Genomic DNA, 16,548 nt, shown 5'->3' on the forward strand with positions numbered 1-16,548 from the left:
GGTAAACGAATGGCTTGAACCAGCCATCATACGCGCTTTCGACCGGCGGTGAAGCCAGTCGATCCATTCTGCTCCACGCCGGGCGGCACTTGGCCACCCGGACGTTCGCACATCATCCACTTACTGGGCGGGCTTGTAAATCTGGTCGAAGATGCCGCCATCGCCGAAATGTTCCGGCTGCGCCTTGGCCCATCCGCCAAAGATCGGATCGTCGATCGTGACGAGCTTGATATCCGGCAGTTGCTTCAAGAGATCCTTGGAGACGACAGATGGATTGCTTGGGCGATAGAAGTGCTTGGCCGCAATATTCTGACCCTCGTCGGAGTAGAGATATTGCAGATAGGCCTCTGCCACCTTGCGCGTACCCTTGGCATCGACATTGGCGTCAACCACGGCCACCGGCGGTTCCGCCAGGATCGAGATCGGCGGGACGACGATATCGAAGGCATTTTCGCCAAATTCCTGGCCCGCAAGATAGGCCTCGTTTTCCCAAGCGAGCAGAACGTCACCGATCTGACGCTGTGCGAAGGTGACGGTCGAACCGCGAGCACCGGTATCGAGCACCGGAGCGCGCTTGTAGAGATCGCCGACATAGGCCTTGATCTTTTCCTGGTCGCCCTTGAATTCTTCATTCGCCCAGGCCCAGGCCGCGAGATAGTTCCAGCGTGCGCCACCCGACGTCTTGGGGTTTGGCGTGACGATCTGCACATCGCCCTTCACCAGATCACCCCAATTGTGGATGCCTTTCGGGTTGCCCTTGCGGACGAGGAAGACGATGGTGGACGTATAGGGCGAGGAATTATGCGGCAGGCGGGTGCGCCAATCGGGATTGATCTTGCCGCTGTTTTTGACGATGGCGTCGATATCACTCTGGAGCGCCAGCGTGACGACATCGGCCTCGAGTCCGTCGATGACCGAGCGGGCCTGCTTGCCCGAGCCGCCATGCGACTGCTGGATGCTGACATCCTCACCCGTACCGGCCTTCCACTTCTTGGCGAAGGCCTCGTTGAAATCCTTATAAAGCTCGCGCGTCGGATCGTAGGACACGTTCAAGAGCTTTGTGTCGGCCAGTGCCGGTCCGACTGCACCCAATGTGACTGACAGGCTGAGCGCAATGGCGCTGAGGCTGGAAAGAAATTTCGACATCACTACCCTCCTGGATGCGTACGGCTTCACAGTAGCGTTTAAGAACTTACGGTCAATCAGCTGCGATTTATTCGCAAAAGTGTTTCCCTGTGGCACGCTACGGCAATAAGAAAAACGCCGCGATGCGAAAGATCGACGCAACAACTCATGCGCGGAAATCCCTCAACGCGCAAAACCAGTTCCCAATCCTGCCCTCTTTGACGACTTCTTGCACGCAAAAATTATGTTACCGGAATGGTATTGCGCGAAAATGGGCTGGTCGCCGACGACCTCGACCGAAAGAATGAGAACCGCAGGCAGCAATATTCTACAAAAATTACAGAAAATGTCTTGATCCTCTTGCAATTCGAGATGGTTGAGGTTTTATTGCCAGGATTGGTTTGGGAGCTATCTTGCCCTCTTGGGAGTCTTTTGCGCGTAACGTCGTCGCAGGAGAGATATTTGCTCGCGAGCGACCGACAGAAGCACGCGCGTTTCTGTAAAAGATGACGCCTTTCGAAGATTATCGAGACAGTAAAGTTTCGGAATCGAGAAATGACGATCAACACGCCTCCGCAGACCCTTTCCCTACAGGATGTGAGCTCGCTCGATGCGACCTTGAAGGATCTTTCCCTTGTGGAGAGACTGGCCTTCGTCGCGGGTCTTGGATCGCGTTCAGTCTTTACGACCAGCCTCGGCATCGAAGATCAGGTGATTACCGCAGCGATCGGCACGCATCGTCTGCCGATCGACGTGGCGACGCTTGAGACCGGGCGTCTCTTCGCCGAAACCGTACGCCTGATCGACGAGACCGAAGATCGGTATGGGATCACCATTACCCGTTTCTACCCCGAACAGGACGACATCGACGCCTATGCCGAGAAATATGGGCTGAACGGCTTCTATGAAAGCGTGGAAGCGCGTCACGCCTGCTGCCATGTGCGCAAGCTCATTCCGCTTGCCAAAGCGCTTGAAGGCGCCGGTTTCTGGATAACCGGCCTGCGCCGGGGGCAATCAGGCAATCGAGCCTCAACGCCGTTTGCCGAATATGATGCCGAGCGCAACCTCATCAAGATCAACCCGCTCGTAGACTGGGACATCGATGCGATCAAGGCCCATGTCGCGGCGGAGAATATTCCCGTCAATCCTCTCCATGCGCGCGGGTACCCGTCTATCGGCTGTGAGCCCTGTACCCGCGCCATCAAGCCCGGCGAACCAGAGCGTGCCGGTCGTTGGTGGTGGGAAAATGACGAGAAGCGCGAATGCGGCCTGCATGTGGCCGAAGCCGCGCAAAGCTCGATCAGTCCCGCCCCACAAAACTAACAGTTCAATTCAGTACATTGCCGGAGTTTAAAATGTCCAATGCAGTTCCGGAAACGGAAGGCACCAGCGTCAGCACACCCAAGCAGCCGCTCGATCCCCATCTGAAAGCCCTCGAAAACGAAGCCATCCATATTTTTCGCGAAGTTGCCGCAGAGTTTGAGCGCCCCGTGATGCTCTACTCCATCGGCAAGGATTCCTCCGTGCTGCTGCATTTGGCGCGCAAGGCGTTCTTCCCGGGCCGCATCCCCTTCCCGCTTCTGCACGTCAATACCGGCTGGAAGTTCAAGGAAATGATCGAATTCCGCGACAATATCGTCAAGGAATACGATCTGGATCTGATCTCGCACACCAACCCGCGTGGTGCTGTAGAGAATGTGACGCCATTTACCCATGGGTCTGCGCTTTACACCGACATCATGAAGACGGAAGCACTGCGTCAGGCGCTCGACGCCGGCAAGTTCGATGCCGCTTTCGGCGGCGCGCGCCGCGACGAGGAAGCCAGCCGCGCCAAGGAGCGCATCTATTCCTTCCGCACGCCCGACCACAAATGGGACCCGCGCAACCAGCGTCCGGAACTCTGGAACATCTATAATGGCATGGTGCGCCAGGGCGAGAGCGTGCGCGCCTTCCCGCTCTCCAACTGGACGGAAGTCGATATCTGGCGCTACATCCAGGCGGAAAACATCCCGCTCGTTCCGCTCTACTACGCCAAGGAGCGCCCCTATATCGAGCGCGACGGCATGATGATCCTGGCCGAAGACGAACGGCTGGAACTGCAGCCCGGCGAAGAAGTGAAATATGATTCGATCCGCTTCCGCACACTCGGCTGCTTCCCGCTGACGGGTGCGATCCATTCCGAGGCCACGACGCTGGACGAGGTCATCGCCGAGCTTGAGATCGCCACCGTCTCCGAACGACAGGGCCGCGCCATCGACCGCGACCAGTCGGGTTCCATGGAAAAGAAAAAGCGCGAGGGCTACTTCTGATGACACAGACCTCCACGGCGCAATCCGCCACCATTCTGCCCTTCGTCGAGCCGGCGAAGGCCGTCAAGGATACAAGACCGCTTCGCCTCATCACCTGCGGCAGCGTGGACGACGGAAAGTCGACGCTGATCGGCCGTCTGCTCTGGGACACCAAAGCGGTGAAGGAAGACCAGGCCGCGACGCTGAGACGCGACAGCGGTAAGCAGAACGACCTCGGCCTTCCCGACTTCGCGCTGCTTCTCGACGGTCTCCAGGCCGAGCGCGAACAGGGCATCACCATCGACGTCGCCTACCGCTATTTTGCTACCGACAAGCGTGCCTTTATCGTCGCGGATACGCCCGGTCACGAGCAATATACCCGCAACATGGCAACCGGCGCTTCCACCGCAGATCTCGCGGTGCTTCTGGTGGATGCCCGCACCGGCATTCTCGAACAGACACGCCGTCATGCCACGATCGCGGCGCTGATGGGCATTCGCCAGTTCGTGCTCGCCGTCAACAAGATCGACCTAACCAATTACGACAAGGCCGGTTTTGAGCTGATCGCGCACGACTTCAAGGAATTCGCGCTGTCGCTCGGCATCAAGCAGATCGTCGCCATTCCGATGTCGGCGCTGAAGGGCGAGAATGTCGTGCTCTCCGGCAAGGTCTCCATGCCTTGGTATGATGGCCCGACGCTCGTCGAGACGCTGGAGCTTGCAACGGTTCGCTCCACCCAGACCGGCGGCTTCCGCCTGCCCGTCCAGGGCGTCTCTCGCCCAGGCGAAAGCTTCCGTGGCTACCAAGGCACCGTTGCCGGCGGCGCCGTGAAGCCCGGTGACTCTGTCGTCATCCTGCCGTCGGGCATGGTGGCCAACGTCAAGCAAATCGTCACCTTCGATCTGGTGCGCAATGCCGCCGTTGCCGGTGACGCGATCACGCTGGTTCTCGATCGTCAGGTCGACGTCTCGCGCGGCGACATGATCGTGTCCATCGACGCCCAACCCCAGACGGGTTTCGCTTTCGACGCGCAGATCGTCGCACTGCAGCCTGGTGGCATCGAGCCGAACAAGCGCTACTGGCTCAAGAGCGGCAGCCGCCGCCAGCGCGTCAGCGTTCAGCCGGTCACCCAATTGGACCTGAAGAACGGCCACTGGCAGGCTCATGCCGAAACACTGCCGATGAACGCCATCGGCAAGGTGCGCCTGAGCTTCGACGAAACGGCGATCTTCGACCCTTACGAGCAGAACCGCTCTACGGGCTCCTTCATCCTGATCGATCCGGACACCAACAACACGGTGGCGGGCGGCATGATTGTCGGCAAGCGCAGCGACACGGGCAAGATTTCCGACGGCGAACGCGTCATCCTCTCGCTGCCCGCCGACCTGGCGGAAGCGCTGCTCGCTGGTGAATTGCTGGCGTCCCGGCGTGATGAGATCGAAATTCGAAGGACGAATGCGAAATCCGCGTCCAGACTTCTGGACGAGCTGGAATAAACGAAAAGGCGCCGGACTGTACCGGCGCCTTTTTCGATTCCTTGATCGTCTCTGTGGTGCTTAGAATACAAACATCCAAAGCAGAACGACGACAAAAAACGGGACGCCCAGCGCCCACAACAGCAATCCTTTTAGCATTTGTATTTCTCCTTATATACGGAGACAAACTCTGGTTGGACGCAGAAAGTTCCTTGCAAACATGGCAGCGAAAACGGTGGAGGAGCCGTAAGGCCCATCACAAGGTTCGTAAAAGCTTTGTCCGTTAAAATCGAATGAGTAGAAATTCATTCGAAAGCTCGTCCTTCATGCAATCTTCCGCAGCCTTGATTTTCATGACCGGGCGTAACTGCGCTCTCTATGCGCCGCGTGCGATCGAGAGCGTTGCGAAACAGACATTGAAAGACGTTCACATCCTCTTTGTCGATGATGCTTCGGACGATGGCACCGGTGAGGCGGCCCGCGCGTCACTGAATAGCCACTTCCCCGATCGTCACACCCTGATCATCAACGAGACACGCTTTGGAAAAGCACGCAATGCCGCCGAGCATCTGCGTCCAATGGCTGGCAATGCAACCTTTATTGGCGTGGTGGATGCCGACGATCAGTTGATAGAGCCACGCGTTCTGGATGGCATGAAGGCTTTCTATGATGCGGGCAAGGATGTCGTCTGGACGAATTTCGCCTTGGACGACGGCCGAGTCGGAGGAAATGGTCCGCTAGACCCGAGCCGCCCGCCGCGCGTTCAGGGTTGGAAAACTAGCCACTTTTTCAGCTTCCGTGCCGAGCTTCTCGGCAATGTACCGGATGACTATTTCAAGGATGGTGAGGGGGCCTGGCTGCAAGCGGCCTGCGATATAGCGATTGCGTTGCCAATCCTCGACCAGACGCGTCGCTATCAGTTCCTTGCCACGAATGCCTATCTTTATACGGCGACGAATCCATTGTCGCATCACAATCTAGACCCGAACTCGCAAGGGTTGAACTCGACTATACAACAAAAGTCAGCGCACGAGGTGTTCCACAAGACTCCGCTTCCCTTGACGCGGCCAGCGCCGCAACCCGATCAGGCAAGCGCGCCTTCCCTCAGTACAAAGCCCAAATTCACGCAAAACAAGAGTGAGCTAGCGTCCATGACTGCGAAATCTTCTCCCCAGACTTGGAGCGATATAACCGGTAACCTCGTCGTGGCTGACATGCCTGCGATCATCAATGTCACAGCCTTTTGCGGGCCGCTACGGCTAACGCCCGAACAGGTCTGGTCGCTTCGTGGCGTCTTAGCTACGCGGGCGGACAACGCCGATATTCTTCATGTCGGCAGTACCCGCTCCGCTCTGACGCTTGCCTGTTTCGTTCGCGATACCGGTCGCCAGCTGACGTGCCTTTGCTCCACAGACGAAGAGGCGCAAGAGTTAGATTTGCGTCTCAAGCTTTGCGGCTTTGGCGGCTATGTGTCGATTGCCGTTGCGCAGCCGGTCACGGTCGAGTTTGGTGACACGAAAGGCATCTTCCCGGACGCCCGCGTGCTCGAAGCCGAGCCGAAGTTCGACATGGTCGTTGTCGATTTCTCCAAATCGGTTCCGGTTGAAAGCGCCGCGGTATCGCTTGCCGCCCTTGCCCCCTACCTTTCCCCGCGCGGCTTTGCTCTCTGCCTGATGGCGGGAGACGCTGCTGCTGAAGCCCATATTGCGGCACAATGGAAAGCCGTTGGCAGCGGATTGCAGTTCTGCGTCAACGCCATCGGCGGTTCTGGCCTGCTCGTTGTTGCAGGGCAATGAGCGCGACTGCCACCTCTTTTTGAGTGAGAGACAATTGTGACCCAGAGCCTTACCAGTGCCTTCCGCTTCGATAGCCAGAACGATATTGACGAAGACGCGAATATGTCCCTGCAGGAGACTCTCCTGAATGGGGTATTGCGTGAACATTACAATCCTGATGCACAGATGTCGCCGGTTCAGATCGAGGCGGTCTCCGCCGCCATCCGATCCCGTGGACCCAATTGCAATATGCTGGTCTTCGGTCTTGGCAATGACAGCCCCTTGTGGGCCAATCTCAACCGTGATGGCTACACACTTTTTCTGGAAAACATCCCCGACTGGATCGATAAGGTCAGAAGCAAACATCCAGATCTAAATATCGATCACATGGATTATCCAACGACCGTAGCCGGCTCCTTGAGCGACCCTGCTCTCGTCGTGCGCCAAGCCGTGGTGCCGGACAATATCAAATCCCGCCGCTGGGATGTGATTCTGGTGGACGCGCCCATGGGATGGCGCCCAAGCGATCCCGGTAGAGCGCTCCCGATCGTCTGGACGGCACTTTTGTCTCACGACGATACACATGTCTTCGTCGATGACTACGAGCGCGACCTCGAGAAGCGCTATGCCGACTTTCTTTTTGCCGGCAGGGCGAAAAACCGCAGCGTCGTTCTCCCACGCCCCGCAACGGCGAAGCTAAACGCCAGCGATATGCTTTGGCTCTTCGGCATTTCACAAAGCCTTAGCGAAAAGCGCTGAGAAAGGCTTTAAGTCGTCCCTTGTCCCGATGCCTGCCTCGCTTCCTAGCAAAGGTCGCCGGAGATTGCAGGGGGGCCGGTGTGCGTTAACAGGCATGATTTGTAGAAGACTTGAGATACCGTTCGGCGGGCACTTGTCACCCAAGTCTCAGGTACAAACTGCTACGTATGTCTTCGGTCAGGACACACTTCAAGCTGGTCGGAGTGAGAGGATTCGAACCTCCGACCCCGTCGTCCCGAACGACGTGCGCTACCAGACTGCGCTACACTCCGTGACCAGCGGCGTTTCTATAGACCAGCATCCTGCTCTCGACAAGCGGCGGTTACGAAAATTTTGTGACGTGCGCTTCGGAAAGAAATGAAGGGGTTAGGGGCGCAGGAATCGTTACAAAAAAGCAATTGTGGCAAGAAATTTTGGGCAAAGCTTCACTTGGCGCTGCCCAGTTCCTGTAAATCTGTTAGGGGAACGCATTTCCCGGCGACGATGCCGGACAGGCACAAAGGACCTTTCACCATGCGTTTGCGCATCGCACTGCTCGCGGGCCTCTCCATCGCCCTCTCCGCTTGCACCACCACGCCCTCCATCGCCACGAAGAGCCCGGTCGAGACCCGCTGGGTCGGCCAGTCGGCTGGTATCTTCTTTGCAAAATTCGGCCCGCCGCTGAGCGATGTGTCCAATGGCAGCAGCACGACCTACACATGGCGCGGCGGCTACAAGAAGGCGAAGATCCCAGCGAAGTATGAGGAAAAAGACGGCAAGCGTGGCCGGCAGATTTCTTCAGCCCGCAGCGCTTCTTTGTCCTGCACCGTTCAGTTGAGCGTCGATTCGAGCTACAAGATCAGCTCGATCCGCACCGTGTCCGATCGCCCTGGCGTCAACGGTCCGAGCTACTGCGCGGAATTCCTCGCCAGCGAATAAAGGCTGGATGCCATCCAAGTATGGAACCGCCCGCCTGATTTCGTCAGGCGGGTTTTCCTTTTTCGCGGAGAAAACGCAGTTTATCGACGCTTGAGGCGCCCTGCATGCCAGTCATGCAAAAATGCATACCTATCGACTAAACCGATTAAATCTAATCATAGCTTTAACATCGCTATCTCAACCAGAGCGAAGCGGCACCGTCTATGTACCCGGAAACGCTGGCAAAATGCCTCAGCAGCAATTTGTCGCACCGCATCTGTTGTGCGGCGCTCACATTTCCCTGACATCAAAATGAACGATTTCGGCCATGGCTTGACCATGTTGTGACATGGCGGTCGATGGTCTATTGCGGCGCACAAAATCTGATGAAGCGCAATAATTAAGGTAGAGACGTGATCAAAAACGATAAGGGCAGTACACTGCCAACCGAATTTTCCCACGACACCTTCACTATGAACCGCCGTCAGGTGCTCGGGACCGCGTTCGCGGGGCTTGCTGCCGCCGCTTTCCCCAGCGTTCCGGCTTTGGCGCAATCGGCCGACAAGAAAGTCGATGTGCTTCTGATTGGTGGCGGCATCATGAGCGCGACGCTTGGCATCTGGCTGCGCGAACTCGAGCCCAACTGGTCGATCCAGATGCTCGAGCGCCTGGATGCAGTGGCTCTGGAAAGCTCCAACGGTTGGAACAATGCCGGTACCGGTCACTCTGCACTTGCGGAACTGAACTACACGCCAGAAACCGCCAATGGCGGCATCGATATTTCCAAGGCGATCGACATCAACGAGTCCTTCCAGATCTCGCGTCAGTTCTGGGCCTGGCAGGTGCGCAATGGCGTTTTGAAAAACCCGCGTTCCTTCATCAACCACACGCCGCATATGAGCTTCGTCTGGGGCGATGAGAACGTCGCCTATCTCGAAAAGCGCTACGAGGCGCTGAAGGCAAGCCCGCTCTTTGCCGGCATGCAATATTCCACCGATCCGGAGCAGATCAAGAAGTGGGTGCCGCTGATGATGGAGGGACGCGATCCTTCCCAGAAGATCGGCGCGACATGGTCGCCGCTCGGCACCGATATGGAGTTTGGCGAAATCACCCGCCAGTTCGTCTCTCATCTGAAGAGCACGCCGAATTTCGACCTGCAGGTTTCGAGCGAAGTCGATGCCATCGAGCGCAACTCCGATGGCTCCTGGCGCGTCAGCTACAGCAATTCGGCGAATGGCTCCGAGCACACCATCGATGCGAAATTCGTCTTCATCGGTGCAGGCGGCGGCGCCCTTCATCTGCTGCAGATGTCCGGCATCCCGGAAGCTGAAGATTACGGCGGCTTCCCCGTCGGCGGCTCGTTCCTGGTGAACGAGAACCCGGATGTCAGCATGCTGCATCTGGCCAAGGCATACGGCAAGGCTTCCGTCGGTTCTCCGCCCATGTCCGTGCCGCATCTCGACACCCGCGTCATCGGCGGCAAGCGCATCGTGCTGTTCGGGCCGTTCGCAACCTTCTCCACCAAGTTCCTGAAGGAAGGCTCCTATTTCGACCTTCTGACCTCCACGACCATGAGCAACATCTGGCCGATGATGCAGGTCGGTGTCGAGGAATATCCTCTGGTCGAATATCTGGCGGGTCAGCTGATGCTGTCCGATGAGGACCGCATCGCGGCACTGCGCGAATACTTCCCCAAGGCCAAGGCAGATGAGTGGCGCCTGTGGCAGGCGGGCCAGCGCGTGCAGATCATCAAGCGCGACCCGGAAAAGGGCGGCGTTCTGAAGCTCGGCACGGAGGTGGTTGCCGCCAAGGATGGCAGCATTGCCGGCCTGCTCGGCGCTTCGCCGGGCGCCTCCACAGCCGCACCGATCATGCTCGGCGTGCTGCAGAAGGTCTTCAAGGACAAGGTGGCCTCGCCGGAGTGGCAAGCGAAACTCCGCGAGATCGTTCCAAGCTACGGCACGAAGCTGAATGCGGATCCGGAAAAAGTTCAGCAGGAGTGGGACTATACCGCCGAACACCTGCAACTGCCGACACCGCCGCGCATCGATGTGAGCGCGCTGAGCACATCGGCTCCGGCCGACGCGCCGGTTAAGAAGACGCCGGATATGGCGCTCTGATCGAAGCTAAGCATCGCTTTTCAAAAGCCGCGTACCCTATGGGCGCGGCTTTTTCTTTTGCCCGGAGAAAGAGACTGGCGCTGGAGAGACCAGAATCTGTGCAAGCCTCAGCATCCGGTCAGCACCTGAATGCGCTCCGCGGTCCACCGTCAAAAATGAAAGAAAAAATGGCTGGGGCGCCAGGATTCGAACCTGGGAATGCCGGTACCAAAAACCGGTGCCTTACCGCTTGGCGACGCCCCAACGAAGCAGGTGGGCGAAACGCCACTGCCTGAACGGCGCCTGATTAGCAAAGCATGGCGGCAGCGGCAATCATTAAGTTTGGGCTGGTCCAGATTTCTTGTGGGTGCTGATCGATCTTCGTGTTAGGTCGTGAACCATCAGCATGACACGCATTGGACCCCAAGCGGTTTCGCGATGAGCCGATGCGCGACAAAACAGCGTGAGGTGTGTCGCGACCTTGACGGATCGCGTTTCGCTTTCCAGGCATTGTGAAGAGCTTTCGAACCATGGCAGACCCTGCATTCGATCTTGAATTTCAACCGGCCTATGGCACGGCGGTGAAGGTGGCGGAGAATGTTCAGCGGCTCACCGTCAACAATCCGTCAGCCTTCACCTTCCACGGCACCAACAGCTATATCGTCGGCGGGCATTCGGTGGCGGTCGTCGACCCGGGGCCGGAGGATGAGACTCATTTTCAGGCGCTGATGCGTGCGCTGGAAGGCCGCGAGGTGACGCATATTTTCGTCAGCCACACGCATCGGGATCACTCGCCGTTGGCGAAACGGCTTAAGGCAGCTACTGGGGCGATAACCGTGGCCGAAGGGCCGCATCGCGCGGCGCGACCGTTGCACGAAGGCGAGCGCAATCCTTTCGCGGAAAGTGCCGATAGCGATTTCGTGCCGGATCTGGCGCTTGGCGACAATGAAACGGTGACGGGCGATGGCTGGGCGCTGACGGCGCTTCACACGCCGGGCCACACGGCCAATCATGCTGCTTTTGCGCTGGATCGCGATGGCATCGTCTTTTCCGCCGACCACGTGATGGCCTGGGCAACCACAATTGTCGCGCCACCGGACGGCGCGATGAGCGATTATATGGCCTCGCTCGACAGGTTGCTCGAACGGGATGACAGGCTCTTCCTGCCCGGCCATGGCGGCCCGGTCAACGATCCGGCAGCCTTCATGCGCGGGCTTCGCACCCATCGCCGCATGCGGGAAAAGGCAGTCCTGACAAGGATCAAGGCAGGCGACCGGACGATTGCAGAGATGGTCAAGGTGATCTACCGCAGCACCGATCCGCGCCTGCATGGCGCAGCGGCGCTTTCCGTTCTCGCCCATATCGAAGATCTGATTGAAAAAGGTCTGGTTGAGACGGATGGTCCGCCGTCGCTAACCGGTATCTATCTGCCGAGACAGGGGATTGTATGAGCGCCACCCATAGCTATCGCAACGACCCTTCGGTTCCGGACTTCCCCGACGACAAGCCGCTGATCATTTTCGATGGTGAGTGCGGGTTTTGCTCTCGGGATGTGGATTTCGTACTTCGTCATGACAAGCAGGGGCTGTTTCGCTTCACGCCGGCGCAATCTCCGCTGGGCACCGCGCTGATGCGCCATTACGGTTTCCGCACGGACGATTACGAGACGAGCCTGCTCATCGAAGCCGGCGTCGCTCACATCTATTCCGACAGCGTGCTGCGCGTGGTCGAACTGCTTGGCGGCGTGATGGGGATGACAGCAACGGCGATGCGCCTTGTGCCACGCTTCATTCGCGATGGCGTCTACCGTGTGGTTGCTCGAAACCGCATGAAGATTGCCGGACGACGGCAGACATGCCGTGCACCGACGCCGGAAGAACGCGAGCGCTTCCTATAAGCGCGGCCCGCTTCTAGTTATCGTTGAGACCCTGCATTTCAGCATCCAGCGCATCGAGATAGCTATCGGCGATCTTCTTGCCCATGCCGAGATCATGCGGACCGAAGCGAGAGGCGACGCGCACGTCGACCAGCGTTGTCTCCGTATCTTCGCGCAGGCGGATCAGCACATCAAAACGCGCGCCCCAGATCAGCGTGCGCATGTCTCCCTGCATCATGACCGTGCCGCTGCCATTGAAGAAGGTCGGTGCCGGCGCTTCCGCCGGGCGCGCCAGTGGTACAGGCACGATGGCGGGCAAGTCTTCGACGGGCGTGTCTGCCGCACCGTCATGGACGTCCTGCTTCGGAGCACCCGGCTGCGCGTCCGGCAAGGCGCCGATCAGACCGTCGGTGTGCAAGATGCGGATGTGCTGCGCTTTCGCCACCTTCCGGGCGGCAGTGTAGACGCGGTCGATCGCGCCTTCGTAGCGGTGGCCAAGGAAGCCGGGATAGGCCTCCAGCTGTGCATCGCGATCTGCTTTCGAGACGGCCGCCGGGCGCGGCAGCCATTGCTGGTTGGCCGAGGGGATCGACAGCCAGTTTGGAACATCGGCCGTGTCGGTCGTCACATCATAAATTTGGGGGTTCTGCCAATAGAGGAAGCCGCCATAGGCGACCACGCCAAGCGGAATGGCAGAGAGCAGCAAGGCGTAAAGCGACCACACCCCGCCCCTTGCGCCGACAGACCAGAGACGCTGAAGACCAATGAGGGCAAGCACGACAGACACCGCGGCAATGCCAGCGGAAATCAGGGTCAGCGCGATGAAGTCCGGCGTCGTCAGCGGACCGAAACGGTGCAAGGGCGCCGCTATCAGAAAGAGCAGCAGCGCCGCAAGGCCGAGATAGCGGGAGAGATAGGCCGCATGGGAAACGGGTCTAACGAAACGCACTGTCATGAAGCAGCACCCGCATACACATGCATTGCCAAAAAGCGCCCCAGAGAGATTTGTCTGCCTGAATCACCGATACCGGCTTGTCATAAAGCGTTTTCGAAGGAAATGGAATCGCTCCACCCGCTTTGCTTAACGGGGTACCGCAACCTTTCCCGAAAGCGGGACTTTTACACATCACCAATTGGGCGTATCAGAGCAAGAAAACGCCAAGCTGGGATCAGGGCTTCCAGAGGAGTGATGACTATGCGTGTTTCGATCGTTCTCGGTTCACTTGCCGCCATGCTGGCGCTGACCGCCTGCCAGACGCTGACACCGGAAGAGCGCCGCGCGCGCGACGAGGCCACTTGCCGCGGCTATGGCTTCCGCCCGAACACCGACCAGATGGCACGCTGCCTTCTGGACCTTGATCTCGACCGCCGCGCCGATAATCGTGCGTGGCAGGCGCAGGTCAACCGCGACATGTTCTGGTCGCCGGTTGTCGTCGAGCGGCGCGTCATCGTCGAAAACCGCTAACTCCGAGCTTAAAGCGCGACCACCTTCTTTGGAGAGGTATTCGGCTGCTTTTCCGCATGGGATAGTGTCGCCTGGGCAGCCGCCAGCCGTGCGATCGGCACGCGGAAGGGCGAGCAGGATACGTAGTCCAGCCCGACATTTTCGCAGAAATCGATGGAGGTCGGATCGCCGCCATGCTCACCGCAAATGCCGAGCTTGAGCTCCGAGCGCGTTTGCCTGCCACGCTCCGCCGCAATGCGGATCAACTCCCCTACCCCGTCGAAATCCAGTGAGACGAAGGGATCGCGCTCGATGATGCCCTTGCGCTGATAGGTGTTCATGAAGCGCGCGGCATCGTCACGCGAAATGCCGAAGGTGGTCTGCGTCAAGTCGTTGGTGCCGAAGGAGAAGAATTCAGCCGCCTCCGCGATGACATGGGCGCGAAGAGCGGCACGCGGCAGCTCGATCATCGTGCCGGTCAAATATTCCAGCGTCATGCCGGTTTCGGCCGCAACTTCCGCTGCAACGCGGTCGATCACACCACGAACGTAATCCAATTCCGAACGGAGGCTGACAAGCGGCACCATGATTTCGGGCACCACGGGGGCGCCCGTCCGACGCGCGGCTTCCACCGCTGCCTCGAATATGGCGCGAGCCTGCATCTCGGCAATTTCAGGGTAGGAGATCGCCAGGCGGCAACCGCGGTGGCCAAGCATGGGGTTGAATTCGTGCAGCGCATCGAGCCGCTGGCGGAACAGAGTCTGCGGCATGCCCATGGCGGCGGCCACTTCGACAATCTCGCCGTCGGTCTTCGGCAAAAACTCGTGCAGCGGCGGATCGAGCAGGCGGATCGTCACCGGCATGCCATGCATGATTGAGAAGAGCTCGGTGAAATCCTCGCGCTGCATGGGGAGCAACTGGTCGAGTGCGGAGCGTCTGCCCGCCTCATCCTCGGCAAGGATCATTTCGCGCATCACATGAATGCGCTCGCCTTCGAAGAACATGTGCTCGGTACGGCAAAGGCCAATGCCTTCGGCACCGAAAGCGCGGGCTGCACGCGCATCGGCTGGCGTATCTGCATTGGTGCGCACCGTCATGCGGCGCGCGCCATCGGCCCATTCCATCAGCTTGCCGAAATCGCCGGAAAGCTCCGGCTGCGTCATCGGCACTTCGCCCCTCAGCACGCGTCCGGACGAACCATCGATGGTGATGACGTCACCCTTGCGCAGCATGCAGCCGATGCCGATCAGCACGCCATTGCGCAAATCAACGCGCATGGAGCCAGCACCGGTGACGCAAGGAATGCCCATGCCGCGCGCAACCACCGCTGCATGGCTCGTCATACCGCCGCGGGTGGTGAGAATGCCCTCGGCCGCATGCATGCCGTGAATATCTTCGGGGCTGGTTTCCATGCGCACCAGTATGACGCGGCGACCTTCCGCCTTGGCGGCAACCGCTTCTTCGGCGCTGAAAACAATCTCTCCGGATGCGGCGCCAGGGGACGCCGGAAGGCCGGAGCCGATGATGGGTCTTTCGATGGCGGAATCGATCGTCGGGTGCAGCAATTGATCGAGCGATGACGGATCGATCCTGCAGACCGCTTCATCGGCAGTGATCAGGCCCTCCTCGACCATATCAACAGCGATCTTCATGGCAGCGCGCGTCGTGCGCTTGCCGCAACGGGTCTGGAGCATCCAGAGCTGCCCGCGCTCGATGGTGAACTCCATATCCTGCATGTCGCGGTAATGGGTTTCCAACTGTTTGCAGATCGCGAGGAACTCCTGAAATGCCTCCGGCATCAGCTTTTCCATCGACGGCTTGTCGGAGCCGGATGCAAGACGTGCCGCTTCGGTGATGGATTGCGGCGTGCGGATGCCGGCGACAACATCCTCGCCCTGCGCGTTGACGAGGAACTCGCCGTAGAGTTCCTTTTCCCCTGTCGAGGGGTTGCGGGTGAAGGCAACGCCTGTCGCGGAGGTGGAGCCGAGATTGCCGAACACCATGGCCTGGACGTTGACTGCCGTTCCCCAGTCGCCGGGGATATTGTGCAGATGCCGGTAGGTGACGGCGCGTGTGTTCATCCAGCTGGAAAAGACAGCACCGATCGCGCCCCAGAGCTGGACTTCGGTATCCTGCGGAAAGGGTTCATCCAGCTCGTCTTCGACCAGTTGCTTGTAGCGGGATACCACATGCTGCCACTCGTCGGCAGACAGTTCGGTATCGTATTCGTGGCCGAGGCGGCCCTTCTCGTCCTCAAGGATTTCCTCAAAGACTTCATGGTCAAGACCCATGACGACGTCGGCATACATCTGGATGAAGCGGCGATAGCTATCCCATGCAAAACGGGCGTCGCCGGAATCCTCGCAGAGCGCCTGCACCGTCTCATCATTGAGACCCAGATTGAGGACGGTATCCATCATGCCGGGCATGGAGGCACGCGCACCAGAGCGAATGGAAATCAGGAGTGGGCGCGGGCCTGCACCGAATTTGCGGCCGGTCATCACTTCCATCCCAGCAATGCCGCTTGAAACCTGGAGCTTCAGATCATTGGGGAGTTGGCGCCCACCCTGGTGGTAGCGACCGCAGACTTCGCTGATAATGGTGAAGCCGGGCGGAACAGGCAGGCCGAGACTTGCCATTTCGGCAAGATGCGCACCCTTGCCTCCCAATATGGCAACGTCACCAGCACGGCCCTCGGCAGCACCGTTGCCGAAGGTATAAACCCATTTCTTCATTATACGCTCTCCACCCAGAAGCGTTCTTGTTTTTCAACCCATTATAGCATTGTCACACTGTTGGGAACGCCCGAG

Annotated in this window: 13 protein-coding genes and 2 tRNA genes; 10 read left to right on the forward strand and 5 right to left on the reverse strand. The window is 58.9% G+C overall.

Translation table 11 applies throughout. The features are described 5' to 3' along the window. Nucleotides 1-120: 120 nt before the first annotated feature. Nucleotides 121-1,146 carry a sulfate ABC transporter substrate-binding protein gene (locus tag AC07U5_RS11090; RefSeq protein WP_494723013.1) on the reverse strand — a complete coding sequence of 342 codons (1,026 nt, stop codon included), beginning with the start codon at nucleotides 1,144-1,146 and terminating at the stop codon, nucleotides 121-123. A gap of 534 nt (nucleotides 1,147-1,680) precedes the next feature. Here AC07U5_RS11090 and AC07U5_RS11095 point away from each other — a divergent pair. The 5 genes from AC07U5_RS11095 to AC07U5_RS11115 all read left to right on the forward strand — a co-directional run bounded on the left by AC07U5_RS11095 (nucleotide 1,681) and on the right by AC07U5_RS11115 (nucleotide 7,422). After that, nucleotides 1,681-2,448 carry a phosphoadenylyl-sulfate reductase gene (locus AC07U5_RS11095; protein WP_494723014.1) on the forward strand — a complete coding sequence of 256 codons (768 nt, stop codon included), beginning with the start codon at nucleotides 1,681-1,683 and terminating at the stop codon, nucleotides 2,446-2,448. A gap of 32 nt (nucleotides 2,449-2,480) precedes the next feature. Continuing rightward, on the forward strand, nucleotides 2,481-3,434 hold the full coding sequence (gene cysD / locus AC07U5_RS11100; RefSeq protein WP_111847601.1) for a sulfate adenylyltransferase subunit CysD: 954 nt from the start codon (nucleotides 2,481-2,483) through the stop codon (nucleotides 3,432-3,434). After that, nucleotides 3,434-4,909 (forward strand): sulfate adenylyltransferase subunit CysN, encoded by a 1,476-nt coding sequence (gene cysN, locus AC07U5_RS11105; RefSeq protein WP_494723015.1) that lies wholly within the window; start codon nucleotides 3,434-3,436, stop codon nucleotides 4,907-4,909. The genes cysD and cysN overlap by 1 nt, the downstream gene beginning before the upstream one ends. A 272-nt stretch (nucleotides 4,910-5,181) precedes the next feature. Next, nucleotides 5,182-6,684 (forward strand): glycosyltransferase family 2 protein, encoded by a 1,503-nt coding sequence (locus AC07U5_RS11110; RefSeq protein ID WP_494723016.1) that lies wholly within the window; start codon nucleotides 5,182-5,184, stop codon nucleotides 6,682-6,684. A 36-nt stretch (nucleotides 6,685-6,720) separates the two neighbouring features. After that, on the forward strand, nucleotides 6,721-7,422 hold the full coding sequence (locus AC07U5_RS11115) for a hypothetical protein (protein WP_494723017.1): 702 nt from the start codon (nucleotides 6,721-6,723) through the stop codon (nucleotides 7,420-7,422). A gap of 195 nt (nucleotides 7,423-7,617) precedes the next feature. Here AC07U5_RS11115 and AC07U5_RS11120 read toward each other — a convergent pair. Next, a tRNA-Pro gene (locus AC07U5_RS11120) sits at nucleotides 7,618-7,694 on the reverse strand. Between the two features lie 241 nt (nucleotides 7,695-7,935). On the opposite strand from AC07U5_RS11120, the gene AC07U5_RS11125 reads away from it, so the two are divergent. Beyond that, nucleotides 7,936-8,340: a hypothetical protein gene (locus AC07U5_RS11125; protein ID WP_494723018.1), complete on the forward strand. Its 405-nt coding sequence runs from the start codon at nucleotides 7,936-7,938 to the stop codon at nucleotides 8,338-8,340. A 452-nt stretch (nucleotides 8,341-8,792) separates the two neighbouring features. Further along, nucleotides 8,793-10,439: a malate dehydrogenase (quinone) gene (gene mqo, locus AC07U5_RS11130; protein WP_082447272.1), complete on the forward strand. Its 1,647-nt coding sequence runs from the start codon at nucleotides 8,793-8,795 to the stop codon at nucleotides 10,437-10,439. Nucleotides 10,440-10,607: 168 nt separating this feature from the next. Here mqo and AC07U5_RS11135 read toward each other — a convergent pair. After that, nucleotides 10,608-10,682, reverse strand: a tRNA-Gln gene (locus tag AC07U5_RS11135). A 266-nt stretch (nucleotides 10,683-10,948) separates the two neighbouring features. Here AC07U5_RS11135 and AC07U5_RS11140 point away from each other — a divergent pair. Together AC07U5_RS11140 and AC07U5_RS11145 are read left to right on the forward strand one after the other, a co-directional pair. Next, on the forward strand, nucleotides 10,949-11,869 hold the full coding sequence (locus AC07U5_RS11140) for an MBL fold metallo-hydrolase (RefSeq protein WP_494723019.1): 921 nt from the start codon (nucleotides 10,949-10,951) through the stop codon (nucleotides 11,867-11,869). Further along, on the forward strand, nucleotides 11,866-12,315 hold the full coding sequence (locus AC07U5_RS11145; RefSeq protein WP_494723020.1) for a thiol-disulfide oxidoreductase DCC family protein: 450 nt from the start codon (nucleotides 11,866-11,868) through the stop codon (nucleotides 12,313-12,315). The genes AC07U5_RS11140 and AC07U5_RS11145 overlap by 4 nt, the downstream gene beginning before the upstream one ends. 13 nt (nucleotides 12,316-12,328) lie before the next feature. On the opposite strand, the gene AC07U5_RS11150 is transcribed toward AC07U5_RS11145, so the two are convergent. Further along, nucleotides 12,329-13,249: a DUF1499 domain-containing protein gene (locus AC07U5_RS11150; protein ID WP_494723021.1), complete on the reverse strand. Its 921-nt coding sequence runs from the start codon at nucleotides 13,247-13,249 to the stop codon at nucleotides 12,329-12,331. A 240-nt stretch (nucleotides 13,250-13,489) separates the two neighbouring features. On the opposite strand from AC07U5_RS11150, the gene AC07U5_RS11155 reads away from it, so the two are divergent. Then, nucleotides 13,490-13,759: a hypothetical protein gene (locus AC07U5_RS11155; protein ID WP_062425861.1), complete on the forward strand. Its 270-nt coding sequence runs from the start codon at nucleotides 13,490-13,492 to the stop codon at nucleotides 13,757-13,759. 8 nt (nucleotides 13,760-13,767) lie between these two features. Here AC07U5_RS11155 and ppdK read toward each other — a convergent pair whose 3' ends face one another. After that, nucleotides 13,768-16,473, reverse strand: a complete 2,706-nt coding sequence (gene ppdK, locus AC07U5_RS11160) for a pyruvate, phosphate dikinase (protein WP_494723022.1) — start codon at nucleotides 16,471-16,473, stop codon at nucleotides 13,768-13,770. Between the last annotated feature and the right edge of the window lie 75 nt (nucleotides 16,474-16,548).

Source organism: Agrobacterium sp. GW821-FHT02D03, assembly GCF_059421725.1.